The 26781-nt window shown below is 58.1% G+C and carries 28 protein-coding genes, 1 tRNA gene and 1 pseudogene; 14 read left to right on the forward strand and 16 right to left on the reverse strand.

The features are described 5' to 3' along the window. Positions 1-19: 19 nt before the first annotated feature. The 8 genes and pseudogenes from ACVWY9_RS07720 to ACVWY9_RS07755 form a co-directional block, all read right to left on the reverse strand. Positions 20-241, reverse strand: a complete 222-nt coding sequence (locus ACVWY9_RS07720; RefSeq protein WP_414329235.1) for a DUF2839 domain-containing protein — start codon at positions 239-241, stop codon at positions 20-22. Between the two features lie 150 nt (positions 242-391). Then, positions 392-1147 (reverse strand): anti-sigma factor domain-containing protein, encoded by a 756-nt coding sequence (locus tag ACVWY9_RS07725; protein WP_457387976.1) that lies wholly within the window; start codon positions 1145-1147, stop codon positions 392-394. Beyond that, positions 1144-1725 carry a sigma-70 family RNA polymerase sigma factor gene (locus tag ACVWY9_RS07730; RefSeq protein WP_457387977.1) on the reverse strand — a complete coding sequence of 194 codons (582 nt, stop codon included), beginning with the start codon at positions 1723-1725 and terminating at the stop codon, positions 1144-1146. The genes ACVWY9_RS07725 and ACVWY9_RS07730 overlap by 4 nt, the downstream gene beginning before the upstream one ends. Before the next feature lie 303 nt (positions 1726-2028). Beyond that, positions 2029-2226 (reverse strand): annotated as a pseudogene (locus tag ACVWY9_RS07735) (DUF4394 domain-containing protein); the annotation flags it as partial. Between the two features lie 234 nt (positions 2227-2460). Then, entirely contained in the window at positions 2461-2778 is a 318-nt protein-coding gene (locus ACVWY9_RS07740) for a DUF4394 domain-containing protein (RefSeq protein ID WP_457387978.1), read from the reverse strand. A gap of 344 nt (positions 2779-3122) precedes the next feature. Continuing rightward, on the reverse strand, positions 3123-3905 hold the full coding sequence (locus ACVWY9_RS07745) for an ABC transporter permease (protein WP_457387994.1): 783 nt from the start codon (positions 3903-3905) through the stop codon (positions 3123-3125). A gap of 17 nt (positions 3906-3922) precedes the next feature. Next, a complete protein-coding gene (locus ACVWY9_RS07750) occupies positions 3923-4666 on the reverse strand; it encodes a class I SAM-dependent methyltransferase (protein ID WP_457387979.1) in 744 nt (247 codons plus the stop codon). Positions 4667-4696: 30 nt separating this feature from the next. Further along, on the reverse strand, positions 4697-5113 hold the full coding sequence (locus ACVWY9_RS07755; RefSeq protein ID WP_238376925.1) for an FHA domain-containing protein: 417 nt from the start codon (positions 5111-5113) through the stop codon (positions 4697-4699). Positions 5114-5615: 502 nt separating this feature from the next. On the opposite strand from ACVWY9_RS07755, the gene ACVWY9_RS07760 reads away from it, so the two are divergent. The 5 genes from ACVWY9_RS07760 to ACVWY9_RS07780 all read left to right on the forward strand — a co-directional run bounded on the left by ACVWY9_RS07760 (position 5616) and on the right by ACVWY9_RS07780 (position 9347). Continuing rightward, on the forward strand, positions 5616-6260 hold the full coding sequence (locus tag ACVWY9_RS07760; RefSeq protein ID WP_011432801.1) for a DUF3038 domain-containing protein: 645 nt from the start codon (positions 5616-5618) through the stop codon (positions 6258-6260). Further along, positions 6241-7269: a DUF4335 domain-containing protein gene (locus tag ACVWY9_RS07765; RefSeq protein WP_457387980.1), complete on the forward strand. Its 1029-nt coding sequence runs from the start codon at positions 6241-6243 to the stop codon at positions 7267-7269. Before ACVWY9_RS07760 ends, ACVWY9_RS07765 begins: the two co-directional genes overlap by 20 nt. A 398-nt stretch (positions 7270-7667) precedes the next feature. Then, positions 7668-8705 (forward strand): CobW family GTP-binding protein, encoded by a 1038-nt coding sequence (locus tag ACVWY9_RS07770; protein ID WP_457387981.1) that lies wholly within the window; start codon positions 7668-7670, stop codon positions 8703-8705. 91 nt (positions 8706-8796) lie between these two features. Then, the gene (locus ACVWY9_RS07775) at positions 8797-9123 is read left to right on the forward strand and encodes a hypothetical protein (protein WP_238376924.1); all 327 of its coding nucleotides are present in this window, start codon (positions 8797-8799) and stop codon (positions 9121-9123) included. Between the two features lie 2 nt (positions 9124-9125). After that, on the forward strand, positions 9126-9347 hold the full coding sequence (locus ACVWY9_RS07780) for a hypothetical protein (protein ID WP_011432797.1): 222 nt from the start codon (positions 9126-9128) through the stop codon (positions 9345-9347). Positions 9348-9392: 45 nt separating this feature from the next. On the opposite strand, the gene guaA is transcribed toward ACVWY9_RS07780, so the two are convergent. Then, the gene (gene guaA / locus ACVWY9_RS07785) at positions 9393-10943 is read right to left on the reverse strand and encodes a glutamine-hydrolyzing GMP synthase (RefSeq protein WP_457387995.1); all 1551 of its coding nucleotides are present in this window, start codon (positions 10941-10943) and stop codon (positions 9393-9395) included. A gap of 420 nt (positions 10944-11363) precedes the next feature. Between guaA and ACVWY9_RS07790 the strand changes: the two genes are divergently transcribed. From ACVWY9_RS07790 to ACVWY9_RS07800, 3 genes are all read left to right on the forward strand, one after another. Beyond that, the gene (locus ACVWY9_RS07790; protein WP_414341740.1) at positions 11364-12353 is read left to right on the forward strand and encodes a hypothetical protein; all 990 of its coding nucleotides are present in this window, start codon (positions 11364-11366) and stop codon (positions 12351-12353) included. Then, entirely contained in the window at positions 12350-13132 is a 783-nt protein-coding gene (rsmG, locus tag ACVWY9_RS07795) for a 16S rRNA (guanine(527)-N(7))-methyltransferase RsmG (protein ID WP_457387982.1), read from the forward strand. Before ACVWY9_RS07790 ends, rsmG begins: the two co-directional genes overlap by 4 nt. Before the next feature lie 195 nt (positions 13133-13327). After that, positions 13328-13615, forward strand: a complete 288-nt coding sequence (locus tag ACVWY9_RS07800; protein ID WP_414329140.1) for an RNA recognition motif domain-containing protein — start codon at positions 13328-13330, stop codon at positions 13613-13615. Between the two features lie 75 nt (positions 13616-13690). On the opposite strand, the gene ACVWY9_RS07805 is transcribed toward ACVWY9_RS07800, so the two are convergent. After that, on the reverse strand, positions 13691-14524 hold the full coding sequence (locus ACVWY9_RS07805; protein ID WP_011432792.1) for a metal ABC transporter permease: 834 nt from the start codon (positions 14522-14524) through the stop codon (positions 13691-13693). A gap of 24 nt (positions 14525-14548) precedes the next feature. Then, on the reverse strand, positions 14549-15310 hold the full coding sequence (locus ACVWY9_RS07810) for a metal ABC transporter ATP-binding protein (RefSeq protein WP_457387983.1): 762 nt from the start codon (positions 15308-15310) through the stop codon (positions 14549-14551). A gap of 59 nt (positions 15311-15369) precedes the next feature. Here ACVWY9_RS07810 and ACVWY9_RS07815 point away from each other — a divergent pair, with 59 nt between their 5' ends. From ACVWY9_RS07815 to ACVWY9_RS07830, 4 genes are all read left to right on the forward strand, one after another. Then, positions 15370-16335, forward strand: coding sequence for a metal ABC transporter solute-binding protein, Zn/Mn family (locus ACVWY9_RS07815; RefSeq protein WP_457387984.1), 966 nt, complete (start codon positions 15370-15372; stop codon positions 16333-16335). Positions 16336-16407: 72 nt separating this feature from the next. Further along, a complete protein-coding gene (gene aspS / locus ACVWY9_RS07820; protein WP_011432789.1) occupies positions 16408-18213 on the forward strand; it encodes an aspartate--tRNA ligase in 1806 nt (601 codons plus the stop codon). Positions 18214-18432: 219 nt separating this feature from the next. Beyond that, positions 18433-19209: an enoyl-ACP reductase FabI gene (gene fabI / locus ACVWY9_RS07825; RefSeq protein WP_457387985.1), complete on the forward strand. Its 777-nt coding sequence runs from the start codon at positions 18433-18435 to the stop codon at positions 19207-19209. A gap of 32 nt (positions 19210-19241) precedes the next feature. Continuing rightward, positions 19242-20390, forward strand: coding sequence for an AI-2E family transporter (locus ACVWY9_RS07830; RefSeq protein ID WP_414341734.1), 1149 nt, complete (start codon positions 19242-19244; stop codon positions 20388-20390). A gap of 153 nt (positions 20391-20543) precedes the next feature. Here ACVWY9_RS07830 and ACVWY9_RS07835 read toward each other — a convergent pair whose 3' ends face one another. Together ACVWY9_RS07835 and ACVWY9_RS07840 are read right to left on the reverse strand one after the other, a co-directional pair. Next, the gene (locus ACVWY9_RS07835) at positions 20544-21440 is read right to left on the reverse strand and encodes a sulfatase-like hydrolase/transferase (protein WP_457387986.1); all 897 of its coding nucleotides are present in this window, start codon (positions 21438-21440) and stop codon (positions 20544-20546) included. Continuing rightward, on the reverse strand, positions 21428-21868 hold the full coding sequence (locus ACVWY9_RS07840; RefSeq protein WP_238376922.1) for a hypothetical protein: 441 nt from the start codon (positions 21866-21868) through the stop codon (positions 21428-21430). Before ACVWY9_RS07840 ends, ACVWY9_RS07835 begins: the two co-directional genes overlap by 13 nt. Positions 21869-22143: 275 nt before the next feature. On the opposite strand from ACVWY9_RS07840, the gene ACVWY9_RS07845 reads away from it, so the two are divergent. After that, positions 22144-23337 carry an RNA-guided endonuclease InsQ/TnpB family protein gene (locus ACVWY9_RS07845; protein ID WP_457387996.1) on the forward strand — a complete coding sequence of 398 codons (1194 nt, stop codon included), beginning with the start codon at positions 22144-22146 and terminating at the stop codon, positions 23335-23337. A gap of 125 nt (positions 23338-23462) precedes the next feature. Here the strand turns inward: ACVWY9_RS07845 and ACVWY9_RS07850 are convergent. Then, positions 23463-23534, reverse strand: a tRNA-Val gene (locus tag ACVWY9_RS07850). A gap of 156 nt (positions 23535-23690) precedes the next feature. On the opposite strand from ACVWY9_RS07850, the gene ACVWY9_RS07855 reads away from it, so the two are divergent. Continuing rightward, positions 23691-24443: a segregation/condensation protein A gene (locus ACVWY9_RS07855; protein WP_457387987.1), complete on the forward strand. Its 753-nt coding sequence runs from the start codon at positions 23691-23693 to the stop codon at positions 24441-24443. 151 nt (positions 24444-24594) lie between these two features. Here the strand turns inward: ACVWY9_RS07855 and ACVWY9_RS07860 are convergent, their stop codons facing one another. Continuing rightward, positions 24595-25050, reverse strand: a complete 456-nt coding sequence (locus ACVWY9_RS07860; RefSeq protein ID WP_011432782.1) for a DUF6679 family protein — start codon at positions 25048-25050, stop codon at positions 24595-24597. A gap of 117 nt (positions 25051-25167) precedes the next feature. Beyond that, positions 25168-26595, reverse strand: a complete 1428-nt coding sequence (locus ACVWY9_RS07865; protein ID WP_414349870.1) for a folate/biopterin family MFS transporter — start codon at positions 26593-26595, stop codon at positions 25168-25170. Positions 26596-26781: the final 186 nt, after the last annotated feature.

Below are 26781 nucleotides of genomic sequence, written 5' to 3' on the forward strand. Positions count from 1 at the left end.
CTAAAGGGGATCCGGCCGGCTAGCCGACCAGATGCCACCAGCCGAAGGCAGGCCCTACAAATCGGATCACCACCCAAATGATGGCCAGGAGAATGATGCCTGCCCAAGCGCCACGGGTTGTCCAATTGTAGATGGCGCGAGCTTGCCCTTTGGTGAGGGGAATATCCTTGAGGTTGGGAAACACCAGCTCTTGGTCGGGATCTTGGCTGATGCGGGTTTTACGGCGCTTCGCTTCGCCCATGGGGTGGCCTCCAAGTTCTTCGCTGGGGTGGCGACTTTTATCTTAAGGTTTTCTGTCTGGGTCACAAGACTGGGTGGATATCAATCTGCATAATAATCGCCTATTTACGCCATCAGGCCACGCCAATCCATGGGCCTGCCGATGCTTTCCCTAGCCGGAAATCCACAAAGGGGATCCCTGGTGCTCTTGGGGACGATTGCCATCCTCTTCGGTAATGGCCACAGCCCGCACCCATTCTGTAGATTCAAACACCGGCGGTAGGCGCAGCTCCTGTTGGCGATTTCCTGTTTCATCCACCGGAAAAGCTGCCACGAGAACGGCCCCCGCCCTATCGGTGGTAAAGGGCGCCTCCGGTTCCAGCACCACCCACAGGGCATAGACCCGGCCTTCCGGCAAAGGCGGCAACCCTTGGGCCACCAATCGCCCTTGCAAGCGCTGGGGATCCACCTCAAGCTTGACCGAGCCGGTTAGGTTCTCCGCAGTCGGCTGCAATTCATAGGTCAACACCTCGCCAGGGATCCCTTGCGTCTGGGCTAGCTGCAGCCTGCGCCACAGGTAGAGGTTCCCCAGCCCCAAAGCGACGATCAAGCCTGCGGCCACCGCCCCCAAGCCCCGTTGCCAGAGACGGGATCCCTTGGCAATCCAGGCGGGGGTGCGCATCGGTTGGGCTGCCTGCTCCGCATGTGCCTGCAACAGAGAAGCCCGCAGGGCGGGGGGAGGTTGCTTTTCCTCCACGCCGTAGGCTGTCTCCAACGCCCGTTGCAACGCTTGCAGTTCTCGGTGCAGCTCCGGGCGCAGCTTGAGCAATGCCTCCAGCCGGTCGGCCTCTTCCGGGGAGAGATCCCCCAGCACGTAGCCCGCCAGCCACAGTTGCAGTTCTTCGGGAGACACAGATTCGGCTTTCATGAGGGGCCTCCCAACAACTCGCGCAGCCGCAGCAAAGCCCGCCGAGCTCTGGCTTTGACCGTTCCCAAAGGCAGATCCAGTTGCTTGGCAATTTCCGTTTGGCTCATGCCTTCGTAATAGGCCATCTTCAAGACTTGCCGTTGACTTTCGGACAACTCGGCCAAAGCCGTTTGCACCTCGGCCACCCGTTCCGCTTGGGCCAACTGCTCCAAGGTGGGATCCGCAGCAGGACTACCCTGCAATTCCACTCTGCCCTGTTCCAGGGAGCGCTGTCGATTCCGCCAAGAGCGCAGCCGATCCAAACAGCGAGAGCGAGCCAAGATGCTCAGGTAGGTGCGCAGGGATCCCCGTCTGGGATCAAAGGAGGAACGAGCCAAGTTCAAAAAAATATCCTGGGTGAGATCTTCGGCTTCGGCAGTACTGCCCAGCATTTTGCAGGCAATTCCGTACACCAAGCCGGCATGTCGGTCGTAGAGAATGGCCAGAGCTTGTGACCGGCCTGCTTTTAGAGCCGCAAACACCTCTGCATCGGTTTTTTCCTGCAGGGATTCCTCAGCTTTGTCACCCTCGATCTTCATGAGTGGGAAGAGGAAACGGGATGGAAAAGAGAAAGAAACTGCAGAGGCACAAGCATCGCCCAGAGTAATCCAAGCAGGGCAGCGGCTCTCATAATTTATCGTCTGCATAGGCGGAGGTCAACCCCGAGCTAAGGGGAGATAGAAGGCCCAATCCTGAGCTGGGATCGGGCCGGGTCAAGGATCAACAGCAGCAACGATCTCAAAACGATTCCAACAATTGGTTCCAAATCAATGAATCCAAAACATTGATTAATGTTGATTAACCTTGATTTAATTTAGATAGGCAAATGGGAATCGGCTTTCCTAGAGGGCGGCCAAGCCAAAGAACGGCCCACCCGGCAGCGTGCCCAGGGATGTGGCCCGACCGGTGTCGAGGTCAATTCGATACAAGGTGGAGCCGCCGATGGCAAAGCCGGTATCCACCCCATCAGCAGTACGGATGTCAAACCCACCCATAGGGCCGAAGTTCACCCCCAGAGGGCCAATGGGCACCTGAACCCCATCGTTGGGGGGTTAACAGCAGCTGCTGTTTCTATCATCGTTTATTTGAGCGGTTCTAGGTTCACGGCAAGTTGACGGCAGCTACGGTTTTTGTTACCACCGACCTAGTTAGCTTTGCTAACTCTACCTCAAGTTCTGGGGGAAGTCGCGCCTGTGGAGATTCCTCTGCCGGGGTTGGGTCAAAAGCTCAGCTAGGTAAGGGTCGTAGAAGCAGGAAGCAACCGGTTGTTTAGTTCATCCTGGGCGGTGAAATAAACGACCATGAGTTGCGGAACGGTTGAAGTCCATGCCAGAAAGCATGCCCGCCGTAAAGGGCGCTGACAGGGTACTGGCCACGGTAGCGGCACCGGTCTGCAAGTTGATGGTGTAAAGGATGCTGGTGTCGGTCAGCCCGTAAAGCAGCCGGTTGGCAGGACGCACATCGATACCAATAAGGCTGCCGTTCACTCCTGTTACCGTCAGGGATCCCTGCACAAAGGCATCGGCAGAGCGGATAAAGGTGAGGCGGTTGCCGCTGCTCAAAGCCACCAAATCCGCTTGGGAAGGCATCATCGAAGACGAAGTGCTGCTGCCACAGCCCAAGAGAGCAAAACTGCCGGCTATCACAGATGCTGCTACAAAGCTTGTGTGTTTGTGCATTGAACAGGCTCCTCAAAAGATCGACAAACCATCAAAACCACTGACAGACAAGCCCCCCTAAACCACAGAGCCTGTGGCTGCAAAGCGCTGCAGTGAAAACTTTTTTGCCCTCAACCCAGAGAACTCTGCGATTCCCTCTGCCTTGTGAAGGAGAAGGCAGTTGTTCTCCGCGATGTCAGCGCGTGGGGCGCGTCTGTAGAAATTACTCAACTCCTGGAAACTCGGATGCGTGGGATCCAAGCTTTTTGGCCCAGACTTTAACTGGAAGCGCTGGTGTAAAAGCGCAGGGCAAAGCGCCAGAAGAGATGGGATCCCCACAACAGCCCTGCCGCCAGCAGAGCGGATCCCAGCAGCCACGGCCATTGGGCTCGCCCCAGCAGGGTCTCCGCCGGGATGGTGGTCAGGAAAGCCACCGGCACGACGAAGGTGAAAAACACGCGGTAGGCCACCGGATAGGCCACTATCGGAAATCGTCCTGCCTCTACTAGGCCCCGCAGCACCTCGGTGACGTTGTAGATTTTGACAAACCAAATGCTGGTGGCTCCCAACATAAACCAGAGGCTGTAGAGGATGATCAGCCCCAGCAGCAGAGGCAGCAGCCCCAGAGCATAGGCCCAAGCAGGCAAATGGAGCTGGATCCCGGCGTAGAGAATCAGCAACAGGCCAAAGCCGATATCCACCAGGCCCCAGGGGGAAAACACCCTGGCCGACAGCCAAAACTGGCTGCTCATTGGCTTTAGCAAAACAAAATCCAAGGTGCCTTCCTGCACCTGCTGCACAATGCGATTGAGGTTGACGTTAAAGAGACTGGCCGACACCCCCTGCAGAATGGTGAACACCCCCAACACGATGAGGGCTTCCGGCCAACTCCAACCGCCCAGCCGGTGCCCCTGCTGGTAAAACAACGACAGCCCAAACAGAGCGGATCCCAAGCCACCCAGACTGCTGAGGCTGGCAAAGAAAAAATTGGCACGGTACTCCATTTCTGCCGCGATTGAGGTGCTCCAAAACAGCCACAATATCCGCAAATAGCGCAGCACCTTGGTTTTCTCCAATCTCAGCTTTTATCCCACTTGCGGTAACAGCGGGCGGTAATGAAATAGGGGTGAAACACCTCCAAAAAACGGCTTTGCAGCACCTGAAAGAATTGCTCTACCTTTTGCGGGTCGTCCAGGTGAAAAGGAAACTCGCCGTTAAACCCCTTGAAAAAGTACCAGTTGATCAAAAGCTTACCTGACGGCTTGAGCCAGTCGTAAAACTGCCGCAACTGCGCTGCCGGATCCGCCAGATGTTCCACCACATCGAAGCAGATGACGGTGTCAAAAAAGATCTCTTCTGGGAAGTTTTCTGGACAGTGGATGCGCTCGGTTAAGCCCAGCTTTTCCGCCCGCCATTGCACAAACTGCCGATGGATGGGGTTGATATCCCAGAAGATCACCTGATCCACCGCTGCGCAGAGGGCCGCCCCGATAGCATGGGTGCCGATGCCGCCGCCAAAATCCAACACCAACCCGCGGGCATGATCCGCCACCAGGCGTAAGGTATCGCCGATGTAGTCGGTGCTGCTCAGGTGCCAAGCCGCCAAATCCAGCAGATAGGTGGATCTCACCTGATCCCGATAAAACGCATCTGCCCGATCCCAGCCAAAGTCTCGCCGGCCCAACTCCGCCAATTGCTGCTGCCCTGCCCGCAGTTTCTCCCGCAGATCGGCAGCCCCAAGGCCCAGGAAGGATCCCAGATGGGCTTCTAGGTCAAAGGCATTTTGCCAGTAGCCGCTCAGAGCAGGTGGGATGGGGGGCACAGGAAGATTCAGAAGACTGGTTGGGTTGGCTTAGGCAACAGTGAAATCCTCTTCCTCTGGCTGAGCCAGGTTTTCCGGGTTCGGCTCCGTGTCTTTATTAAAATCAAAGGTGGATGGGGATGTAGAGCTAGCAGCATCCAGAGGCTGCAATAACTTGGCTAGGGTTTCCGGGCTGAGTCGATCCGTTGTCTCCACAATTGCTGTTACGTTCGGCCCAAACCTTATCTTATCTAGGAGCTGAAGGCGATGGGACAAAACCCGTTTTCCGTTGACGAATAGGCCATTGGTGCTGGGCCTGGATCCCGGACTGCCATCGAATACCATGTAGCTGTACTGCAGGGATCCCTGTGCAGTTGGCCCTGAACCTGGGATGCGGATGAGGGAAGCGTGTTTCCGAGAGACGCAGGGATCGTAAAGGCGAATATGATTGTCTTTAGACCGTCCCACTGAGTAATAGATACTATCCAGAACAACCCCCCTCTGCCCCAATCGATCCCTGAAGATCAAGACCCAGTGAACAGGGACAGGCTGAGTACTGCAGCGAGCAGAAGAGGCCATGATGAATCAAGCTGCACCTAGAGTCGCTGGTGTCAACAAAAGGGAAACTCAATGAAGGTGGGTAGTCACTTAGCTCTTAAAGGCCAAAGCAGCAGCTGCTTTCCCCATTATAAGTAGCCATCCCCCTGAGTCCAAAAGCCCAAGTTCAGCTAGGAGTAGGGGTGTTGCCGAAACAGAAACCGGCCCAGAAAACCCATTCTTATTGGTCTAAGATGCATCCAGAGTTACCCCGTTTTGGGGAAGAACCCTGAGAGCTCAACTCTCGGCAGGCTGGCGAGCAGTCTAGCATGCCCAAAGTCTTTTAGACTAGAGCGCAGGGAGGTAGGTTGCAGGTTTGGCTTGGACAGGAGATCATAGAGTTTCGTCGAAACCCAAAGCTCCCATTGACAGCGTGACGGTGGAACACAAGCACATTCAGTTAGACAGTCGGCCCGTTGGCCTGAACACAGCCACCGGTACCATCAAAGCCCAGTTGGACTTGCTACTGCTGGGGTTGGAGTCCCTGAGCGGAGAAAGTTCCGAAGCGGTTCTGGCCGCAGCCAAAGCCCTCAACTTGGAAGAGCAGATTGGCGATCGGGTGACTCTCTGGCGACTGCGCAATGCTAACCCCTTACGCCGCAGCAGCGGTGGGCGCAAAAAGGTGGATATCGAAGAGGCCCGTGCCCTGGTGATGGTGATTGCCTATCTGGCTGCTCAGCAACAAGCCCGTATCCGCAGCACCTTGGAGCAACTGGAAGCCGCTGTCGATCAAGAGCTCAGCCCCTTCCGTCAGCCGCTGGTGGGAGATTACTTGGATGAATTCCTCTCTCACTACCGCAGCCGCATGGTGGATGGGGACGTGCGCGATGAGAATAGCCTCACCGAGCTGGCCCTGCGCATCTTGATTGAGCTGATGTTCTACAGTAGCCCGAAAGGCGCTCAGCGCCTGTGGAAAGCCTTGCTCAGCCGTCCTGAGATGGATTTGCCCGCCGGCAGCGATCTGGAAGAAGAGGGGGTGGCCCACAGCTCCGGCCCCGATGCCTCACCCTCTTCTTGAGGCAGTTTTGTCAATTATCGCCTCTGTAGCCCTCTACCCGTGTTGTTTGCCCGCAGTTGCCATGCCCAGCCTCACCCTGATTAGCCACACCTATCAACAACCCACTTCTACGCTGACTGTACGGGGAGAAGCCCCTGCCGATTCCAATTCTTCAGACTCCTCTGCAACGCCGCCGCTGCAAGCCATCCAGCGCAGCTTCGAGTGTCAGTTGGAAATCCGCCAGGGGGAGACAGTCAAAACTTTACACGGCGATAACGTTTGGCTCAACGATTTGATCACCGTAATCGACCGCTACGTGGGATCCCACTTGAGTGGGGAACCCAAGGGAACCTTCAGCGGTACCGTGGCCATCCGTCCGCTTGATTTTATTTTTCATCGTCTCACGGTGCGCCAAGGGGAAGATCGCATCGCGCAGGTGGATTTGTCGATGACGCAGTTGTACGACCTGCTGGAGAACCTCTCCCAGGTGGCGGATGACATTCCCCAACTGGCCAATCTGGGAACTCCGGTGACGCGGGCTTGGTATCGACAGCCCACCGGGATCGCGGCCCTGCTGGTGGGCGGGATCGCAGTTGTGGCCGGTGTTGGGATCTGGGCCAGTCGCCCCCCTAGGGATCCCACAGTTTCCCCTTCCCCGCAAGAGCAGCTCACCACCCCTGCCTTGTCGGATCAGTCACAGCCTTTGGCCACATCCCTCCAAGAATCTGACCCAACAGCGGGAAGAGAGGCAGCAGGGGCGGATCCCCTTTCCCGTCTGCGAGACATTTTGGCAGAGCAGTGGCAGTCTCCCCCCGATTGGCCAGAGAGCTTGGCCTATCGAGTAACTGTAGATGAGACGGGATCCCTGCTGGCTGCCGAGCCGGAGAATGAGCTTGCCCGGGAGCGCCGAGCCGAAACCCCATTTGCCGACCTGCCGGAGCTACCGCCGGATCCCTTGCCAACAGGTGCACAACAGTTCCGCGTCAGCCTAGAGCCGGGCAACCAGGTGGAAGTAACCCAGGACAGGTAGGCATCTTGACAGGCCAAGCTGGGGTGGGTCAGCACTATAGTCTACCTAGGGATGTTATCGATAGTCACTTCAGGTTAGGGTGAGACCCGTGGGCCACTGAGAACAGCTCTCTGGCCCCCTGCGTTCAACGTTTTAGGTGTTGGGTGCATTGTCCCAGTTTGAATCGAAATAACCCTACTTTCAGGGCCGGGGGATTAGAGGAAGCGATCTGACCCTGGAGGATTAAGCCGGAAAGAGAGAGACCATCCAGTTCAGACAGCCAAGGCTGCCGCCAATGCCGAGGCGCAAAGGCTCTACTGATCGCATCTGAAGGGTTTAATCGGCTTCAGACAGCTAGGGCAATGAGGACAAGAGGATAAAGTGGAAGAGTTCCCTCTATATCGGATCGCTGCCATTCTATGACTGCAACCATCGAAGTGCCCCAGCGCGGCTTACCTGTCACCATCATCACAGGCTTTTTGGGCAGTGGAAAAACCACCCTTCTCAACCACATCCTCAACAACCGGAAAGGGATGCGCACAGCGGTGCTGGTCAACGAATTCGGCGAGATCAGCATCGATGCGGAGCTGATCGTCTCCAGCAAAGAAGACTTGGTGGAGCTGAACAACGGCTGCATCTGCTGCACCATCCGGGACGACATCGCCGAGAGTGTTTTGCGGCTGATGGAACGCTCTGACCACATCGACTACTTGGTGGTGGAGACTACGGGATTGGCGGATCCCTTGCCGGTGGCCCTCACCTTTTTGGGGCCAGAATTGCGAGATCTGACGCGGCTAGACTCGATTATCACCCTGGTAGATGCCACCAACTTTGCCCCCGATCTGTTCAACAGCAACGTGGCCTACAGCCAAATTGCCTATGGGGATGTGATTCTCCTCAACAAAATCGATTTGGTCGAGGAAGCCGAGATCGAGCGTCTGGAAAAACGCATCCGCGAGATCAAAGAAGATGCCCGCATTTTGCGCACCGTCAACAGCGCAGTCCCCCTGGAGCTAATCTTGGATACCGATTTGTTTCAGGCCAGTTCCTTGCCCCAAGAAGAAGCCCATGATCACGACAGTCACGACCACCATGACCATGAGCACGATCATGACCACCACCACTCCCATCACAGCCACATCGAGGCTGACGGCTTTAACTCCCTAGCCTTTGAGAGCGATCAGCCCTTCTCTTTGGATGCTTTCCAAAATTTTCTCAACGAGTTGCCCGATGCAGTCTTTCGTGCCAAAGGGGTGTTGTGGTTCGAGGAAAGCCCAGAGCGACATATCTTTCACCTCAGCGGTCGGCGCTATACCCTCAGCAGCGATGAGTGGCCTCGCCAGCCCAAAAACCAGTTGGTGCTCATCGGTCAGCGCCTCGATACAGCCCAGCTGCGGAAAAAACTCCAAGCCTGTCTTGCCCGCCCGGCCACGTGGGGTCAAGGGTTTGGTCGCTGAATCAGGACTTGGCGGCAGTCCAGGCTAAAGAAAGTTGGGCTACATTCCAGCACCCTCGATCATAAACCCCTGAGGTGATGGCGCACCCTCCATGTCCGACATCTTCGTGATGATCCGCAACCAGGCCAACAACGCGCTCACCTCCATCGATGGGATCCCTTTTCTCAGTTTCCTGGAGCGAGAGGGGCAGTTGATTGCAGAAGAAACCATTGAGTTGATCTATGCGGACGCTGGATTTGATGACCTGCCAATTGGAGAATACACTGTGGGGGTACGGCATGAACGGGTGGAGCCCCCGAAAGCCACCTGCCCGGTCAGTATTGCCTCTGAGGACGAGGTTGTTTTGGTAACATTTGTTTACCTTGAGCCCGAGCGGGTTCTGCTGACTATTCACGTCTCTGTGGAGAAGAGGTTGTAGCCATGACTGTCAAGGTCATCCCATCGCGCTCGATCAAAGCCTTTCGCTATCGGGTGTTTTGTTTGGGACAGGATCTCTGGAATGCCCGGGATCCGATTAGCCGTGCCAACCTTGCTCTGCAACTGGCGGATGCCGCTACGACTTTGGCCCGAATGGAAGTCCAAGCCGCTCAGCCCTTCAGCTCAAGCCCTTCCTATTCCCTGCCGGAAGCTGGCCATAGGTAGCCATCGATCCAGCCGGGAATCGAGGCCAGACGCAAGGGATCCCGCCTACTCCCACTCGATGGTGCCAGGGGGCTTGGAGGTGATGTCGTAAACCACGCGGTTGATGCCGGGCACCTCGTTGACGATGCGGTTGGAAATGGTGGCCAAGAGGTCGTAGGGAACTCGCGCCCAATCGGCGGTCATACCGTCTTCGCTGGTAACCAGCCGCACCACCACCGGGCAGGCATAGGTGCGCTTATCCCCCATCACCCCCACCGACCGCACCTCTGGCAGCAGCACGGCAAAGGCTTGCCAAAGTTTGGGATAGTAGCCGGAGCGGTTGATCTCCTGCCGCACGATCATGTCCGCTTCTCGCAGGGTTTCCAGCCGTTCTTTGGTAACCTCGCCTACAATGCGGATGGCCAGCCCCGGCCCGGGAAAAGGATGGCGGCCCACAATCTCTTCCGGCAGCCCCAAAGAGCGGGCCAGTTGCCGCACCTCGTCTTTGAAGAGCTTGCGCAAAGGCTCTACCAGCTTAAAGCGCAGATTTTCGGGCAGGCCGCCGACATTGTGATGGCTTTTGATCTTGACGGCAATGCGTTCTCCAGTAACCGGATCCACATGGGTATTGGCAGACTCGATCACGTCTGGGTAGAGAGTGCCTTGGGCTAAGTACTCAAAAGGACCCAGCCGCTGGGATTCTTCCTCAAACACGCGAATAAACTCTGCCCCAATTCGTTTGCGTTTTTCTTCGGGATCGGTAACCCCCTGCAACTGCCGGAGAAACCGCTCCTGGCCATCCACGTAGTGGACGGGAATGTGAAATTGCTCTTGGAAAAGGCGCAGCAGCCGCTGGGGCTCTTCCTTGCGCATAAACCCTTGGTCGATGAACACGCAGGTGAGCTGGTCGCCGATGGCCTTGTGCAGCAGAAAAGCCAAAGTAGAGCTGTCTACCCCCCCCGAGAGGGCCAACAGCACCTTCTTATTGCCCACACGGGCACGTACCTCTCGAATGGCTTCCTCCAGAAAAGCTGCCGTTGTCCAGGTGGGCTCGCAACCGCAGATGTGATAGACAAAGTTGCGGATGAGAAAGGCGCCAGCCTCTGAGTGGGCCACCTCCGGATGAAATTGCACCCCGTAGAGACGACGCCTTGGATCGGCAATGGCGGCACAGGGGGTGTTGTCGGTAGAGGCCAAGGTGTGAAAGCCCGGCGGCAGTTCGGTAACCGAATCCCCGTGGCTCATCCACATGATGCTGTTTTCCGGCAGGTTGGTGAGCAGGTCGGTGGGATCCAAAATGTGCAGAGCGGCACGGCCATATTCCCCCTTCTGGGCTGCTTCCACCTTGCCCCCCAACTGCTGCACCATGAGTTGCATGCCGTAGCACACCCCCAGAACCGGGATCCCCAGGTTCCAAATCTCGGGGTCACACACCGGAGCGCCTGGCTCATACACCGAGTTGGGGCCCCCGGAGAGGATGATGCCCTGCGGTTGCAGTTGCCGCAGTTGCTCAGCAGTGGTGCGATAGGAAAGGATTTCCGAATAGACGTGGGTTTCGCGAATGCGGCGGGCAATGAGCTCAGAGTACTGGGATCCAAAATCGAGAATGACGATCATCTGGCGCTGCACTTCGAGGGGGGAAAGGCCGGAACTGGGAGGAGATGCAGAAGGGATCACAAAACCTGGCACAGTGCACAATAAAAAAGCCGGTCCAAGAGACTAGCTTGGCTATGGATACGATGGATACGAAAGAAACATTAAGGGCTCTTCCATGGTAACAGGGGTGGAGAGCTTGCACGCGGCTGCCTGCTCTAAAAAGCCTCTGTCAGGCTTGCCGAGAAAACAGCGCTTCTCGGAGGAGTCTCGCCGAAAAACCGCCTGATGAGCCCCTGAAAAAGCTGGCCACCGGCTGGGCATGACTCCCGCCAACAACGCAATACAGAAGCCAGATGACCTAGCAAAGTTAAGACTTATGATCGTGAAGGAGCGCTCCAGGCCGGTGGGGGTATTGGTAGGGATCCGCAGTGCCATTTTTTTATGTCGATTGTTGCCGAGTCCTTTCAAACCTATCTGCGCCGCCGCCGTCGTCTTCTAGCCCGCCGTCTCAAGCGACAGCAGGGCTGGGTCGTGGTTTTGGCTCTGCTGGCTTTGTACTTGCTCAGTTGGGATGCGCTGGGCGAAGATGGGTCACTATCGCACCTGTGGAGGGGACAACCCCTGTGGCTGGTGTTGATCCCGCTGTTGGGGGGAGGGCTGTACAGCTTGGGCGCCGGGGTGATCTGGATGCTGCGCCAGCGCTGGTCTGCCCAGCTGTTGGCCGAGATGATCAGCTTGCCCCATTTGACTTTGGCTGCCCTGATCTGGCTGGGGTTAGCCGTTTGGGGAGAGCACCTTTCGCCTTTCCTGTTGCGACAAAAAAACCAATTGTTGGCGGGCCTGTTGATCAGTTGGCTGTTGGCCCAGGGGTGGAGTTTTTTCCAGACAGGTTGGGTAGTAGAGGCTGGGCAACTGTGGGCCGACTATCTGCAGGAGCTGCGCGGTTCTGTATTACAGCCCTGCTACCAGCGCCTGGAAACCTGTCGTCTTTCGCTCCATCTTTACCACGCCATTTGGCAAGACCTGCAACTGGAAGAACTGGAGGCCCAGCACCTGATTCAACTGTTGTCTGAGTCGTTGCTGCCGCTGACCCTGCCGCTCAAGGTCTATGCTCAGCGGGTTCACCATTGCTGTCAGCAGTTGGCAGCCCTGCTGGCGCAAATGCAGGAGCGGGTAGAGCGGTTGGAGCAGGTGCTTTTGAATGTAGAGCTGGAGTTGGCCTCTCATCAGTTGCTTCAGGCTCAGCCGCAGCCGATTAACTTGCTGGCGGAAGATTGGGCCAGCTGTCAGGAGCTGGATTTGCAGGAGTTGGTTTGCTTAAACCAAGAGCTGCTGGGCACCGACCGTTCTTTGCAGGGCTTGACCCAAGAGCTGAAAGGCTGGGCCGACAGAGCCATCCCCGCTGGATTGAAACTGGGATCCCTGGGATGAAGAAGGCTGACGCTTCTTCCTCTGAGCCTCCAGAGCTCAAGGCCCTGTGGGAAAGCTGGCTGGCGGATCTGGGTTGGCAGCCTTCTGAACAGCAGCAGCAACAACTGCAACAGCTCTATCCGCTGGTGATGGCCGGAAACCGAACCCAGAACCTGACCCGCATCACCGATCCCATCGACTTTTGGGAGAAACACCTGTGGGATTCGCTGCGGGGCCTACGCCTGCTGGGATCCTGGGAGGCAATCCAAGCTCAGCCCTGGCGGGGGATCGACATCGGCACCGGGGCAGGGTTTCCAGGGATCCCGGCCCAAATTGCCCTGCCCCAAACCCGCTTTACCCTGCTGGACAGCACCCAACGCAAGATTGCCTTTGTACAGGACACCTTGCAAAGGCTCTCCCTCACCCAAGCGCGGGCAGTGGCTCAGCGGGCCGAAATCTGGGGACAAATCCGGCAGGAACGGGGCAGCTATGATGTCGCTCTGGCCAGGGCTTTGGCCTCGGCGGAGATCTGCGCCGAGTATTGTCTGCCACTGCTCAAAGTAGGGGGGCGTGCCATTCTCTATCGTGGCCATTGGACGGAGGCAGAAGCCCAAACGCTGGAGCGGGCCCTCAAGATCCTGGGTGGAAAACTGATCCATGTAGAAGCCTTCACCACACCCCGCAGCCGTGGGGTGCGCCACTGCCTACTGCTGGAGAAAGTAGCCCCCACGCCGCCTCCTTATCCCCGCTCTCCCGGCACTCCCAAACGCCAACCCTTGGGCCAAAGCAATCGCCCATGAAGGTTAGGATCCTGAGTTTCCATCTTGCTACAAAAGTTCTCCCAATTCTCGGACAAAAAGCTGCAAGGATAGCTTTGCAAATGCCATTGGGAAGACTAAGATGTGGTTGGCATGAGGTTCGGATTGAGCGAATGGTTTAACCAGGTGAGCCTCCGAACTGAACGCTAAAGGGTAAGGTTCGGAGTTTGCTACACCATGACCATTTTTGTAGGTAACTTGTCCTTCAAGGCCAGCGAAGAAGACCTGCGACTTGTGTTCGCCGAATACGGCACTGTTAAGCAAATTAAGCTGCCGGTGGATCGGGAGACTGGCCGTAAACGGGGCTTTGCCTTTGTGGAGCTGGAAAACGAAGCCGATGAGCAAAAGGCCATCGACGAGCTGGACGGTGCTACTTGGATGGGCCGGGATCTGAGGGTCAACAAGGCGTTGCCTCGGCAGGCCGGTGCAGGCGGCAGTCGGGATGGCCGCTCTTCCCGCTTCTGAGTTGACTACCTACCGCTTTCTACCCTCTCTCAGATGAGGTTCGAACCAGGGATCCCGACCTGCGATCCCTGGTTTCTAGCGCGTTCCTGAGAACACTCTGCCCAGAAAGGCCAGGCTAAACCAGGCGGAGGCCACCAGGACGATGGCCGGGCCGGAGGCCACATTGAGGTAGTAGCTGGCGTACATCCCCAGCAGGCTGGCGCTCACCCCAAATAGGGATCCCAGCAGCATCACCTGGTGCAATCGAGGCACCACCAGATAGGCGGTTGCCGCTGGCGTGATCAGCATGGCCAACACCAAGAGCACGCCCACTGCCTTCATGCTGGCCACCAACGTCAGGGAGGTGAGCACCATCAGCCCCCACCCCAGCCGCTCGGTGGGCAGGCCGGCTGCTTTGGCCCCCAAGGGATCGAAGCTGTAAAAGGTCAATTCCTTGAAGAAGAGGGCCACTAACCCCAACACCAAAAGGGTGATGCCCACCACTGTCAGCACATCGACAGCATTCACCCCCAGGAGGTTGCCGAAGAGGAAGTGGTTGAGATCGATGCGAGCCCGCCGTTGGATCAAAGTGATCAACAGGATCCCCAAGGCAAAAAAGGCCGAAAAGACGATCCCCATGGCTGCATCCGGCTTGAGGGGGCTGGCGGAGCGGATCCATTGAATTAAGAGGGCGCTGAGGAGACCGGCCACAAAGGCTCCCACAAACAGGTTGAGGCCCAGCATGTAGGCAATGGCCAGGCCCGGCAGCAGCGAATGGCTGATGGCATCCCCCAGGAGGGCCAAGCTTTGCACCAGCAGATAGCTGCCCACCACGGCACAGAGAATGCCGACGGCCACCGCCACCAGCAGAGCCCGTTGCATGAAGGCAAAACTCAAGGGATCCGCCAGGCTGTGCCAGAGCCATTCCATAACGTTGTTGACCTCAAACTCTCCCTAGGCAGCTGAGTCCAGCAGCAGGGCTCGGCCATAGGCCCGCTGCAACACCGCTGGCTGCAACACCTCCCGCGGGGATCCCTGGGCAATTAAGACACGGTTGAGGAGGAGCACTTCGTCGAAGTAGGCCCGGGCCTGCCCCAAATCGTGGTGCACCACCATCACGATGTGGCCGGCATCTGCCAGCTCCCGCAACACCTGGAACAAAATAGCTTCGCTGGGCTGGTCGATCCCGGCAAAGGGTTCGTCAAGGGCGTAGATCTCCGCTTCTTGCGCCAAGGCCCGCGCCAGGAACACCCGCTGCTGTTGTCCCCCCGACAGCTTTCCAATGGGGCGATCCCGGTAGGCCCCCATCCCCACCCGCTCCAGGGCTTGAGCAGCCCGCTGCTGCCCCTTTTTCCCGATGCGGCGAAACCAGCCAGCAGCTCTCACCTGCCCCATCAACACCACATCCCACACCGTGGCGGGAAACGTCCAGTCGATGGCCGAGCGCTGGGGTACATAGGCCACTTGCTCTCCCCGCAGCGCTTGTCCGCCGTAGCGCACTTCCCCCCGTTCCAGCGGCACCAACCCCAACAGCCCCTTGAGAAAGGTGCTTTTGCCGGCCCCGTTGGGCCCGAGGATGCCCGTGACGCGGCCCGGCGCGATTTCAGCTTGGATCCCTTGCAGCACCTGCAGGCTGCCGTAACGCACCGTCAGATCCCGCACCACCAGGGATCCCCTGGCCGGACCAAGAGGGAGAGGAGGAAGTTGCTTTTTCATTTTGTTTTCATTTTCGGTAAGTCCAGTGTACCCTAAAGGGACATCTAAACCATGAAACGATGATCAAAAGTCTTGTCTTCCTTTGGGGGCGGCGCCGTTGGGTAGCAGCCTTCGGCTTGGCAATAGGACTCTGTCTCGCTGACGGGAACGGCAGTTTTCTGGCCTTGGCCGGTTCGGGTTGGGCGCGTCCCCGCGTTGTGGCTACCACTACGTTGATCGCCGATTGGGTAGAGCAGGTGGGCCAAGATCGCATCCAGCTCACCAGCCTGCTGCAGCCGGGAATGGATCCCCATGTCTACGAGCCAACGCCGGCGGATGGGGTGGCCCTAGAGCAGGCAGACTTGGTGTTCTGGAATGGCTACAACCTGGAGCCGGGGTTGATGCGCCTCATCGAGGCCACAGCCCAACAGGCGCGGCGGGTTGCCTTGGCCGAGATCCTCGATCCCATCGTCACCAATGAGGAGGATGGGATCCCCACTCCCGACCCCCACGTGTGGGGCAATGTGGAAAACGTCATCCGCATGGTGGAGCGCATCGCCCAAGAGCTGGCGGAACAGGTGCCTGGCGAGGCGACCTTCTTCCAAACCAATGCTGCTGCCTATCGAGCAGAGCTGGAGGAGCTTCATGCCTGGATTGGGGAGCAAATTCAGACCATCCCCCCTCCCAACCGGGTTTTGGTGACCACTCACGATGCCTTTGCCTACTACACCCAAGCCTACGGCCTGAAAATGGGGGGATCCCTGCTGGGGATCAGCACCGAAGAACAGCCCAGCGCCCAGACTGTGGCCCGGTTGGTAGCCGAGATCCGCGCTCTGCGGGTGCCGGCTGTCTTTGCCGAGACCACCCTCAACCCGGCCCTGATCCAAACGGTGGCCGCTGAAGCGGGAGTCAAGGTAGCGGAACAGGAGCTGTACTCCGATTCTTTGGGGGAAGCAGGCAGCGGTGCTGAAACCTACATCGCCATGATGCGCCTCAACACCTGCACCATCGTGGCAGCCTTGGGCGGATCCCCTGACTGCTCTTGAGAAGCTGAGTCGAGGCAGGAGGTCTAAGTTTTGTATGATAGGGGCTCAGACCCTTGTTCTCTCACCTCTTCCATGCCTGCTGCCATCCATCGCCCGGCCCGCACCCTCTACTGTGGCGAAGTCCGCCCGGCCCACATTGGCCAGACCGTCACCCTCTACGGCTGGATCGACCGCCGCCGCGACCACGGGGGGGTGATCTTTCTGGATTTGCGGGATCGCTCTGGCATTGTGCAACTGGTGGCGGATCCGCAGAAAACTCCGCAGTCATATCCACTGGCGGGGGAAGTGCGCAACGAATATGTGGTGCGGGTAACGGGAACTGTCCAGCAACGGCCCCCCGACTCCTTCAACCCTCGCCTGGCCACCGGCGAGGTCGAGATCTACGCCGAACAGTTGGAAGTGCTCAGTCCAGTCGGCAAGCAGCTCCCCTTCAGCGTCTCGGGAGAAGAAGCAGAGGAAGTGCGAGAAGAGATCCGCCTGCGCTATCGCTACCTGGATTTGCGGCGGGAGCGCATGTCCCGTAACCTGCAACTGCGCCACCGGGTCATCCAGGCCATCCGCCGTTTCCTAGAAGACGAGGAGGGCTTTGTCGAGGTGGAGACTCCCATTCTCACCCGCTCCACCCCAGAAGGGGCCAGAGACTACCTGGTGCCCAGCCGCGTCAACCCCGGCGAGTGGTTTGCCCTGCCGCAGTCGCCCCAGCTCTTTAAGCAGTTGCTGATGGTGGCTGGCGTGGATCGCTACTACCAGATCGCCCGCTGCTTTCGGGATGAGGATCTGCGGGCGGATCGGCAGCCGGAGTTCACCCAGTTGGACATGGAGATGAGCTTCATGGATCAAGAAGGGATCCTGGAGCTCAACGAGCGACTGATCTGCCATATCTTCAAAACTGTCAAAGGGATCCACCTGCCCCGTCCCTTCCCGCGCCTGACCTATGCCGAGGCCATGGCCCGCTACGGCTCCGACAAGCCTGACACCCGCTTTGGGATGGAGTTGGTGGATGTTTCGGAGGTGTTTCAGGGATCCCGATTCAAAGTCTTCGCCAAAGTGCTGGCTGAGGGCGGTTTGATCAAAATCCTGCCAGTGCCCGGCGGCGATGAAAAGATCTCCAACACCCGCATCAAACCAGGCGGGGATCTGTTCAAGCTGGTCACCCAGTATGGGGCGGGCGGCTTGGCCTTTATCCGGGTGCGGCCCGACAGCCTCGATACCATCGGCGCCCTGAAAGAGAGCTTGAGCCCCGAGCAGGAGAAGCGGTTGCTGGATCTCACCCAGGCCAAGCCAGGGGATCTGTTGCTGTTTGGGGCAGGGCCGGCGGCAGTGGTGAACGAGTCTTTGGGCCGGCTGCGGCTGCACCTGGGCCAGGAGCTGGGTTTGATCCCAGAGAACGCCTTGAATCTCCTCTGGATCACCGACTTTCCCATGTTTGAGTTCAACGCCGAAGAAAATCGCCTGGAAGCCCTGCACCACCCCTTTACCGCCCCCCACCCCGACGACTTGGCCGACCTGAAAACGGCGCGGGCCCAGGCTTATGACCTGGTGTGGAACGGCGTGGAAGTAGGAGGGGGATCCCTGCGGATTTACCAGCGGGAAATTCAGGAGCAGGTTTTTCAAGCGATTGGCCTCACCCCCGAACAGGCGCGGGACAAGTTTGGCTTTTTGTTGGAAGCCTTTGAGTATGGCACCCCGCCCCACGGCGGCATTGCCTACGGCCTGGATCGGCTGGTGATGTTGCTGGCCGGGGAAGATTCCATCCGGGATGTCATCGCCTTTCCCAAAACCCAGCAGGCGCGATGTTTGCTCACCGGCGCTCCTTCCAGCGTTGAGGCGAAGCAGCTCAAGGAACTGCACGTTGCTTCCACCTATCAGCCCGGTTGAGGGAGGTATCTTCCAACGACCACGGGTGCTCGATGATTTCGGCACGGGTAACAGGGCTGCGGAGATCCAGCAGACAATATTCCTTTTCAACCAAAAGGACTTTCATTGTGGAAGCCGGGCCTTTTTAACGGGAGTTCAGGAGTGCCTGGGATCCCTTCTCCCAGCTCCAGCCCCCACCTGTGGGAGGATAGAAAGGAATACACCCCTACTTTTTTTGCCATGCTACAGCTGACGGGAAAGAAAGCCTTGGTAACCGGCATTGCCAACGAGCGCTCCATTGCCTGGGGCATTGCTCAGCAACTGCACAAAGCGGGGGCCAGCTTAGGGGTTACCTATCTGCCGGACGAGCGGGATCGCTTCAAAACCAAAGTTCAGCAACTCACGGATCCCTTGCAGCCAGATTTTCTCCTCCCCTGCGACGTGCGAAGCGATCAGCAGATCAGCGATCTGTTTCAGGGGGTAACCGAAAAATGGGGTCAGGTCGATATTCTGGTTCACTGCCTGGCCTATGTCAAAAAAGAGGAGCTGAGCGGCAACTTCAGCGATATCTCGCGGGAGGGGTTTGCCCTGGCCATGGATGTGAGCACCTACTCCCTGATTGCCCTCTGCCGGGCTGCCAAGCCCCTACTGAGATCCGGCAGCAGTGTCCTCACCTTGACCTACTTGGGAGGAGTGCGAGTGGTGCCCAACTACAACATGGCTGCCGTCACCAAAGCGGGCCTGGAAACCTGTGTCCGCTACCTGGCTGCCGAGCTGGGCCCTGCCGGGATCCGGGTGAACGCCATTTCCGCCGGCCCAATCCGCACCTTGGCCTCATCGGCCATTTCCGATTTTCATGCCATGCTGCATGCTGTGGAGGAGAAAGCTCCCCTACGGCGCAATGTCACTCAAATAGAGGTGGGCAATGTGGCGGCTTTTCTGGCCAGCGACCTGGCCAGCGGCATTACCGGCCAGGTGATCTACGTGGATAGTGGGTATAGCATCCTGGGTTTTTAAGCGCTTTGGGATCCCTTGGGGATGGCTCCGGCATGAATCGCTTCTCACCCTTGCAGCGGTTGCTGCTCACCTGGATCTTGATCGTCATCAGCGGCTGGCTGGCCATACAGGTGGGTCGGCTGTTTGGGCATTTGCTCACCACCATCCTGACAGCGGCGGTGCTGGCCTTTTTGCTCAACTACCCGGTGCAGGTGCTGCGGCGCTATCGGGTCAGTCGAGGTTTGGCGGTCACCCTGGTTTTTGCCCTGTCGGTGGTGCTGCTGGTTTTGGTGGGGATTGCCGTGGTGCCGGTCTTGGCCAAGCAAGTGGTGCAGCTGGGGGCGCGGATCCCAGAGTGGGTGGACACCTTACAAAATTGGCTCGACCAGATTAGCCTTTGGGCCGCCGAGCGCAACATCAACCTTGGCCAGACGGAGCTGGTCAATACCCTTCTCAACCGCCTGCAGGCCAGCGCCGAGAAAATTGCCGGCCAATCCCTGGATCTCCTTCTGGGTACGTTCAACCAGGTGATCGACTTGGTGCTGGTGCTGGTGTTGGCCCTCTACATGCTGCTCTACGGGGGCCAGTTCTGGCAGGGGTTGCTCAGCCTCTTCCCCAAACCTTGGGGGCCGCGCATTGGCGAAGCCCTAGCCCTCAGCTTTCAGAACTTCCTCATCAGCCAGTTGGTGTTGGGGTTCATCATGGCCCTGATGCTGGTGCCGGTTTTTGGGTTTTTGCGGGTACCTTTCGGGCTCCTGTTTGGCCTGCTGATCGGCCTGCTGGAGGTCATCCCCCTGGTGGGGGGGGTGATTGGCATTGGGGCGGCGGCGGTGTTGCTGGCCTTTCAGGACATTTGGCTCAGCCTTAAAGTGGTGCTGGTTTCCCTGATCGTGCAGCAGGTGAAGGATCGGGTGATTGCCCCGCGCCTGATGGGGGAGTTGATCGGATTGAACCCGGTGTGGATTTTGATCGCCCTTCTGGTGGGGGCGCAATTGGGGGGCATCCTGGGCGTGATCGTCGCCATTCCCCTCAGCAGTGTGGTGAAAAGCCTTTACGAGATCGCCCGCTCTGCCGACCTGGCCGCCGAAGATGGGTTGGGTTCCGGTGTAAAAGGATCCCCGCAAGGGCTCCGTCCGAGTAGCGCCAACGGCGAACCCCGCCGGGATCCCACCCTGCCCAAGCCGGAGACCCAGCAGATCTAGCCACCCGAAAAAGGAAGAAGCTCTGCCCATGCGATTCAGGCGATCGCGTTAACCGGCAGGCAAACAGAGGCTCAATCCTGGTAAGCCCAGTTGCTGGGCTATCGATGGCCACCCTTGTCCTCAGGGAGAGGGGCTGGGGGTGAGGGCCTCATCCTAGCGAATCTTGCCCTCGATAAAAGGCACCTCCAGCACTTTTTCGTGGTGGATAGGGCCGTGGCCGAAGTAGCCTCCCTCCCCAAACAGTTCGCCGTGATCGGCTGTAACCGTGATGTAGGTGTTTTTGGGAACCAGGTCGAACAGCTGTTCAAAGATCCCATCCAGGTAGCGCACCGCCTGGATCTGTCGCTGCCGTAGCTCTTCCAACTGGGCCGAATCGAAAAAGGGGATCCCGTCCTCTTCTCCTTCATCCAGCCGCTTCAACACCCCATTCACCCCCGAGATGCGGGGCCACAAGCTGGGATCCTCATCGGGCAGCGCGTAGGGATAGTGAGTTTCGCCCACGTTTAACAGGTAAAAGCTGGGGCGATCCGGCTCGAAGCGCAACTGTTCCACCATGGCCGCCATATCGTTGTGCTGGGGCATGAGGCGGTAGGAATCGAAATCCCGATTCAGCAGCGTGCTGGGGTTGAGCACCGGCATGGAGACCATGGCGTGGGTGGTGTAGCCCAGTTGATGCTTCAGCAGCGTCGGCAAATAGAGATGAGGCAGCAGATGCTTGAACTCAATGGGTTGCCGGGTGCCGAGCCGCTCGTTGTAGCGCAGATAATCCTGCTTGTAGTGCTCGGACGCAAAAACGTGGATGGGGCTGGTGTGGGGCAGCAGGCCCATGAGCAGGTTGTAATGGGCAGGGGCCGTCCAGGAAGCGTAGCTCCAGCGCTTTTCCAGAGGGCCCAACTTCAGCAAGTGCTTGGGGTTGGCCGCCAGCAGGCTGTCGAAGCGGCAACTGTCTAGGACGATGAGCAGATAGTTGTTCTGTCCCCGCGGTTCAGGGCAGGGGTCGGGCTCAGACGCAGGAGCGGCAGACGATTTCCACCAGTTTAGGAATCCCATCCTTCCTCCTCCTCGTCGGCGTAGGGCCGCTGGACAATCCGCCAGTTGGGAGCTGCTGCCGCATCGTCGTCCTCAGGAGCGGGATCGCGAATGCGTTCCGGCGGGATATTGGAATAGGAATAGCGGCCTGCTTGGGGATCCGGCTCGTACTCCGGCAGATCTTGGGGCAAATAGTGGTCGGGGGGAATCAGCTGGGCTTCCAAAAAGCGAACTCGGTCGCTCAACTGAGTTAACTTACGGATTGCCTGTCGCTGGAACACCCGGTCGTGCAATCGCCAGGAGCCTACATACAAAAATCCCAGCCCCATCCCTGCCCCATAAGAGGCCAATAGCACCAACGATAGAGGAAGCGGGGATCCCGATTGCCCACCCACCACAACCCTTGCCGGGGATCCCCAGTTTTGGATGAGGAGAACGAGCAGGCTCAAGATCCACAAGCCCAGGAGTATGAAGCGAAGGTTTCTGATCGCGTTAGCGGGACGAAATTCTTGCATGGCCTCAACCCTACCCTTTATTAGGCTACCATTCTTCCCTTTCTCCACTGGCCTGGCAGCAAAGACGCTGGAAGCTCAAGCGGAGTTGTTCTCAACAGCCATTAGCCCTCTCCCTAAGGCGCGCTTCAGCTTACTAGCGCAGGAGCCCCGCACTGTACCCGTAGGGTCAGTGTCGGGAGGAATGCGCTTTGATGAAGTACAATGAACTTATGAGCCAAGTCCTGACCATCTCCTGCAAGCTCAAGGTGTCCCAGTCGCAAGCCGCTAAATTGGACGCGACGATGGAGGCTTTTGGCCAAGCCTTGAACTGGGTCAACCAGAACACGCCGGAGAAGATCGTCAACGCGGTCAAACTGCAATCCCTTTGCTACTACGAGATTCGAGCCCGGTTCGGCTTGTCCAGTAACTTGGCTCAACAGGTGTGCAGACGGGTGGCAGGCGCTCGCAAAGTGGCGAGACAGCGCAACCGTCCAGTTAAAGAGTTCAAGCGTAGGTTCGCTACCTACGACGCTCGTATCTTCTCGTTCCGCGAGAAAGACTGGACGGTGTCGCTGACCACGGTGGAAGGGCGAGAGCGCTTTGGACTGGCCATTGGCAACTACCAGTGTGGGATGCTGGCTGGCTCCAACCCAAAAGCCGCCACGCTGGTCAAGCGGAAAGACGGCTCCTACTACATCCAGATTTGCGTAGAGAAAAAACCACCCAAGCAACAAGATACCGACAAGGTGATCGGCGTGGACTTGGGGAGGACAGATATTGCCCATACGTCAGAGGGGGACAACTGGAATGGACAGCAGTTGAACAGAGTCCGAGACCACTACTCCCGGTTGAGGGCGGCACTCCAACGCAAAGCCAGTAAGGGCACACGCAGTTCGCGGCGCAGATGCAGAGAACTGTTGCAACGGCTGTCTGGCAAGGAAAGACGCTTTCAAGTGTGGGTCAATCATCGCATCTCTAAAGCTATTGTCTCTAGGGCAAAAGCTACCAACAGCGCTATTGCTCTGGAAGACCTGACAGGGATCCGGGAAAGGGTCAATCAACAGCCACGCAGCAAAACCGAAAGGCGCAGGGCCAACAGTTGGGCGTTCTACCAACTACGTCAGTTTCTGGAATACAAGGCGAGGGTTGCAGGGGTTTCTCTGATTCTTGTGCCGCCCGCCTACACGTCGCAGACCTGCCACAAGTGTTTGCATATCCATCCCGATCCTGCGCAATCCTACCGCAGTGGCAAGTCGTTCAAGTGTGGGCACTGTGGATGGGAAGGGGATGCGGATTTGAATGGTGCGAATGTGATTGCGCTCTTGGGGGCTGCTGTAAACCAGCCTAGAGGTTCGGGCTTGTTTTGTTCTCTGGTAGAGCAGAGCAGGCCCAGGGCTACTGAAAGCCCGCTCCGTACCGCTTAGCGGTCGGAGTCGGGTAGTTTACGGAGACCCCGGGGCGGAAAAAGTCGTTTCTAGCCGCCTGTATCTCTCCTCCAGGAGAAGGACTTGGACTGTTGAAGCTCGCTGCAGGAGCAGGTTTGCGGGTATGGGCGGTACAAGATTCGAACTTGTGACCCCTTCCGTGTGAAGGAAGTGCGCTACCACTGTGCTAACCGCCCGCAGATACCACTCTAGCAGCTATCGACTAGAGCAGGATCTCTATATTACCACGTCAGCGATTGAGCCAGAGGATTCGGATCGGCATGGGAGATGGCTAGAGATAGCCGGGATCCGGCCTGAGGGCTACAGTAAGGGTCAGGGAGCTGTGGGGTGCTATGGCCTACTCACCGACCGAAGAGGCAATTGCTCTGCTCATTGATTTGGCAGAACGAGGCGAGATCGATCCCTGGGATGTGCAGGTCATCGAGGTTATCGATCGCTTTCTGGCCCGTATGGCTCCCACCGGCAGCAGCCATGACCTGTCTGAGTCGGGACAAGCCCTGCTCCACGCTGCCATGTTGGTCTATCTTAAGGCGATGGCTTTGGCAGAACCAGAAGCAGAAGAAAGTGAGCCCAGCCCGGTGGAGGTAGAAGTGGATCCCTGGCCAAGCTGGTCTTTGGCGCACTTGGATCGCGTGTTGCAACCCAGGGCAGCACCCCGTCTTCAACGTACCCGGCCCATCACCCTCAAAGAACTCATCGCCCACCTGCAAGAGCTGGAAACCCTGCTGGAACACCAGCCCGAAGCTGCCCCAAAGCCGCTGGCCCAACGGATTTCTCGCCAGCAAGCGCTGTCGGCCATCACTCAGCTAGCCCACCCAGAAAACCTTTTGGAAACCACCGCCGAGCTAGAATCTCTGCTGGCTCAGCTTTGGCAGCAGGGTCTGACCCAGATCAGCTTTGTCGATCTCCAGCAACACTTTTGCCAAAAAAGCTATCAAAACGGCAGCAGCGGGACCATTCACCCCATTCAAGTCTTCTGGTCATTGCTGCTAATGGCTGCCCGCTCTCAGGTGGAGCTGTGCCAAGAGGAGTTCTACGGCCCACTGACCATCCGACCCTGCACAACTGAGAGCCTGGCAAAGTAGATCCCGCCCTTGGGATCCCCTTTATCTGCCAAGGTGAACTCTAGAGAACTTTTCTGGCCGTGGCCGGGCCATCCACCTCTAGGCTTCTGAGCTGGCGTCTGAACCTGAGGATGTCAAGCGCTCTTCTGCGCCGCTCTGGCAAACGGAGAACTCAATCCGTGCCTTCAGCATCGTGCCGGGCACGATCCGCCCGTTTGAGATCTTCCCCACTGGAGCGCACCGGCAGCTCGGCAGGAGCCTCCCGATCCAGGTAGTAATCCTCCACGAGGCGCTCGCTGCTGGGATGATCTTCTCCTTCGGTAGGCAACAGTGGCGGATGCAGCAATTCAGCCGGAGGGCAGTCTTCTGAGGTGAGCAAATCTGACGTGCTGAGCATCCCCTTGGGAATGGTGGAAAGGCGCTGAGCAACAGCTCCAATGCTTTCCAGGCGAATCATCTCCTCCCAGGAGCAGATCTCCTCCTCATCTTCTGTCTCGTAGCGAACTAGGATGGTGTCCCCTTCGATATCGAGGATCTTGGCCCGTTCCAGCCAGCGTCCCTGATCCCGCAGATAGATCCACACATCCTTGCCTTCGCGGCTGAGTTGATAGATCCTACGATGAAGCACGGTCCCCTCCTGAAGTGAAAGATCCGAGTGAGTTGTGGGGGCTACCCAGCTCATCCCTCCATCTTAGCGGCTGGACACCGAGGCTGTATGCCTTTCCCGAGGCCAGACAGAGTCTCTTTAGGTTGGGTCGGTTTCGGCCAGAGAGACCCCTTCCATCGCCAAGGCTGTCTCCGCTTCTTCTGCCTGCACATCCCGCAGAAAGGATTCCAGAGAGGCATGGGCTTCCGCCTCAAGTTCTGCTCCGCCAAGGGTTATGCTCTCTTCCGGCAGCCAGCCCAAAAACGGCAGGGGCAAGAGGGTAGAAAGGTTGGTCAGGATCAGCAGCAGCCCCAGCCGGCTGAAATCGGTCTCCGTTACCCCCAGCCCATGCATCAGCAGGGATCCCAGCTCTTGGGAGAGAAACCCCGCCAAATTAAAGGCCGACATCAGCAGGGCAAAGAGGGTGGCCTCGATCCCAGGGGGGCAGAGGCGGGCGGCCAAGACCAACACCGGCATAAAGGCAATCTGTCCTGCCACCGTCAGCACCAGGCTGTCCCCCAAGCTAAACCAATGATCGTCGATGCCCCAATCCCGGTTGAGGTGATAGACCAAGATAAGGCTGGTCAGGCCCAACCCTGCCGAGATCACCGTCATCCAGCCGAACAGGGGCCGCAGTGGGATCCGCCGCAGATACACCTGGAAGATCCCTACCCCCAGCAAACTGGCGATGCTGGTTACCAAGCGCACCTGACCCAAAAATTCCGGCCCAAAGCCGAGATCGTTGGTGACAAAGTAAAAAAGAGCCGCATCGGCGCTGGGAGTGGCCTGCCAAACGAACACAAACAGCACCGGCAGCAAAATGCTGGGTTGCCGCAGCGCCCGCCACACCTGCCCCACCTGTTGTTGCAAGGGATCCCAGCCCTGAGACAACACCACCGGTTGATCGGCAATAACCCAAGCTGCCAGAGCGATGAACAACGGCAACAAGGCTGTCAGGCCAAACACCACCTGCGGCGGATAATGGGCCAAGAGCGCTCCTCCCAAATAGGCGGTGAGCAGGGATCCCAAGGCCGTTGCTCCCCAAGTTAAAGATTGCAGCGTGCCCGTCCCCGCCCAGTCACTGCCGTGTACCCGCTCCACCACCAGCGAATCTACGATTACATCCCCTACCGCCACCGCCAGGGATCCCAAAACCATCCACAGGGTGGCCAGACCAGCCGTCGGTGCCCACAGGGCCATCCCCAGCCAAGCCCCACACCCCAGAAGCCCCGACAACAAGAGGTAGGGACGACGCCGATAGCCCGCCACCGGTACGGTATCCGACAGCAGGCCGTAGAGGGGCTTGAGGATCCAGGGGCTCATGGCAACGCCCATCAACGCCGCCACCTGAGACGGGCTGAGGCCCAAGCTATCCTTCAGGTAAAAGCTGGTGGCCAGCCGTGCCAGCCCCACCGCCCCCTGCACAAAGTACACCAAGAGGATTCCGAACAATTCCGGCGTCCAGTGGATATCCCGCAGCGGGGTCAGGGTGGATTGGTGCAGCCGTTGCAGCAGAGGATGAATCATGAGCGGTCGCAGTGTAGCGAGATGTTAGTTGGTGCGGTGTTGCCTTGGCAACAGCAAAACCATAAGAATCTTAACAGTCTCTTCACCTTAACCTGTCCAACTGGCTTCCGGCTCCGACCTCCTTGGACGGGTTGCGCTTCCCAGCGCTCTTTCTGCTCAACCCAGCCGAGCTACAAAAAAATAATG

The organism is Thermostichus sp. OS-CIW-31 (assembly GCF_054060305.1).

Excerpts from the sequence above, each read along its gene's own strand:
- fabI (WP_457387985.1), top strand. The coding sequence starts at position 18,433 with ATGCTACAGCTGACGGGAAAGAAAGCCTTGGTAACCGGCATTGCCAAC.
- ACVWY9_RS07805 (WP_011432792.1), bottom strand. The coding sequence starts at position 14,524 with ATGGAATGGCTCTGGCACAGCCTGGCGGATCCCTTGAGTTTTGCCTTC.
- ACVWY9_RS07765 (WP_457387980.1), top strand. The coding sequence starts at position 6,241 with ATGCCTCACCCTCTTCTTGAGGCAGTTTTGTCAATTATCGCCTCTGTA.
- ACVWY9_RS07855 (WP_457387987.1), top strand. The coding sequence starts at position 23,691 with ATGGCCTACTCACCGACCGAAGAGGCAATTGCTCTGCTCATTGATTTG.
- guaA (WP_457387995.1), bottom strand. The coding sequence starts at position 10,943 with ATGATCGTCATTCTCGATTTTGGATCCCAGTACTCTGAGCTCATTGCC.
- ACVWY9_RS07845 (WP_457387996.1), top strand. The coding sequence starts at position 22,144 with ATGAGCCAAGTCCTGACCATCTCCTGCAAGCTCAAGGTGTCCCAGTCG.
- aspS (WP_011432789.1), top strand. The coding sequence starts at position 16,408 with ATGCCTGCTGCCATCCATCGCCCGGCCCGCACCCTCTACTGTGGCGAA.
- ACVWY9_RS07800 (WP_414329140.1), top strand. The coding sequence starts at position 13,328 with ATGACCATTTTTGTAGGTAACTTGTCCTTCAAGGCCAGCGAAGAAGAC.
- ACVWY9_RS07830 (WP_414341734.1), top strand. The coding sequence starts at position 19,242 with ATGAATCGCTTCTCACCCTTGCAGCGGTTGCTGCTCACCTGGATCTTG.
- ACVWY9_RS07770 (WP_457387981.1), top strand. The coding sequence starts at position 7,668 with ATGACTGCAACCATCGAAGTGCCCCAGCGCGGCTTACCTGTCACCATC.
- ACVWY9_RS07835 (WP_457387986.1), bottom strand. The coding sequence starts at position 21,440 with ATGGGATTCCTAAACTGGTGGAAATCGTCTGCCGCTCCTGCGTCTGAG.
- ACVWY9_RS07725 (WP_457387976.1), bottom strand. The coding sequence starts at position 1,147 with ATGAAAGCCGAATCTGTGTCTCCCGAAGAACTGCAACTGTGGCTGGCG.
- ACVWY9_RS07810 (WP_457387983.1), bottom strand. The coding sequence starts at position 15,310 with ATGAAAAAGCAACTTCCTCCTCTCCCTCTTGGTCCGGCCAGGGGATCC.
- ACVWY9_RS07865 (WP_414349870.1), bottom strand. The coding sequence starts at position 26,595 with ATGATTCATCCTCTGCTGCAACGGCTGCACCAATCCACCCTGACCCCG.
- ACVWY9_RS07815 (WP_457387984.1), top strand. The coding sequence starts at position 15,370 with ATGATCAAAAGTCTTGTCTTCCTTTGGGGGCGGCGCCGTTGGGTAGCA.
- ACVWY9_RS07790 (WP_414341740.1), top strand. The coding sequence starts at position 11,364 with ATGTCGATTGTTGCCGAGTCCTTTCAAACCTATCTGCGCCGCCGCCGT.
- ACVWY9_RS07780 (WP_011432797.1), top strand. The coding sequence starts at position 9,126 with ATGACTGTCAAGGTCATCCCATCGCGCTCGATCAAAGCCTTTCGCTAT.
- rsmG (WP_457387982.1), top strand. The coding sequence starts at position 12,350 with ATGAAGAAGGCTGACGCTTCTTCCTCTGAGCCTCCAGAGCTCAAGGCC.
- ACVWY9_RS07720 (WP_414329235.1), bottom strand. The coding sequence starts at position 241 with ATGGGCGAAGCGAAGCGCCGTAAAACCCGCATCAGCCAAGATCCCGAC.
- ACVWY9_RS07730 (WP_457387977.1), bottom strand. The coding sequence starts at position 1,725 with ATGAAGATCGAGGGTGACAAAGCTGAGGAATCCCTGCAGGAAAAAACC.
- ACVWY9_RS07740 (WP_457387978.1), bottom strand. The coding sequence starts at position 2,778 with ATGATGCCTTCCCAAGCGGATTTGGTGGCTTTGAGCAGCGGCAACCGC.
- ACVWY9_RS07775 (WP_238376924.1), top strand. The coding sequence starts at position 8,797 with ATGTCCGACATCTTCGTGATGATCCGCAACCAGGCCAACAACGCGCTC.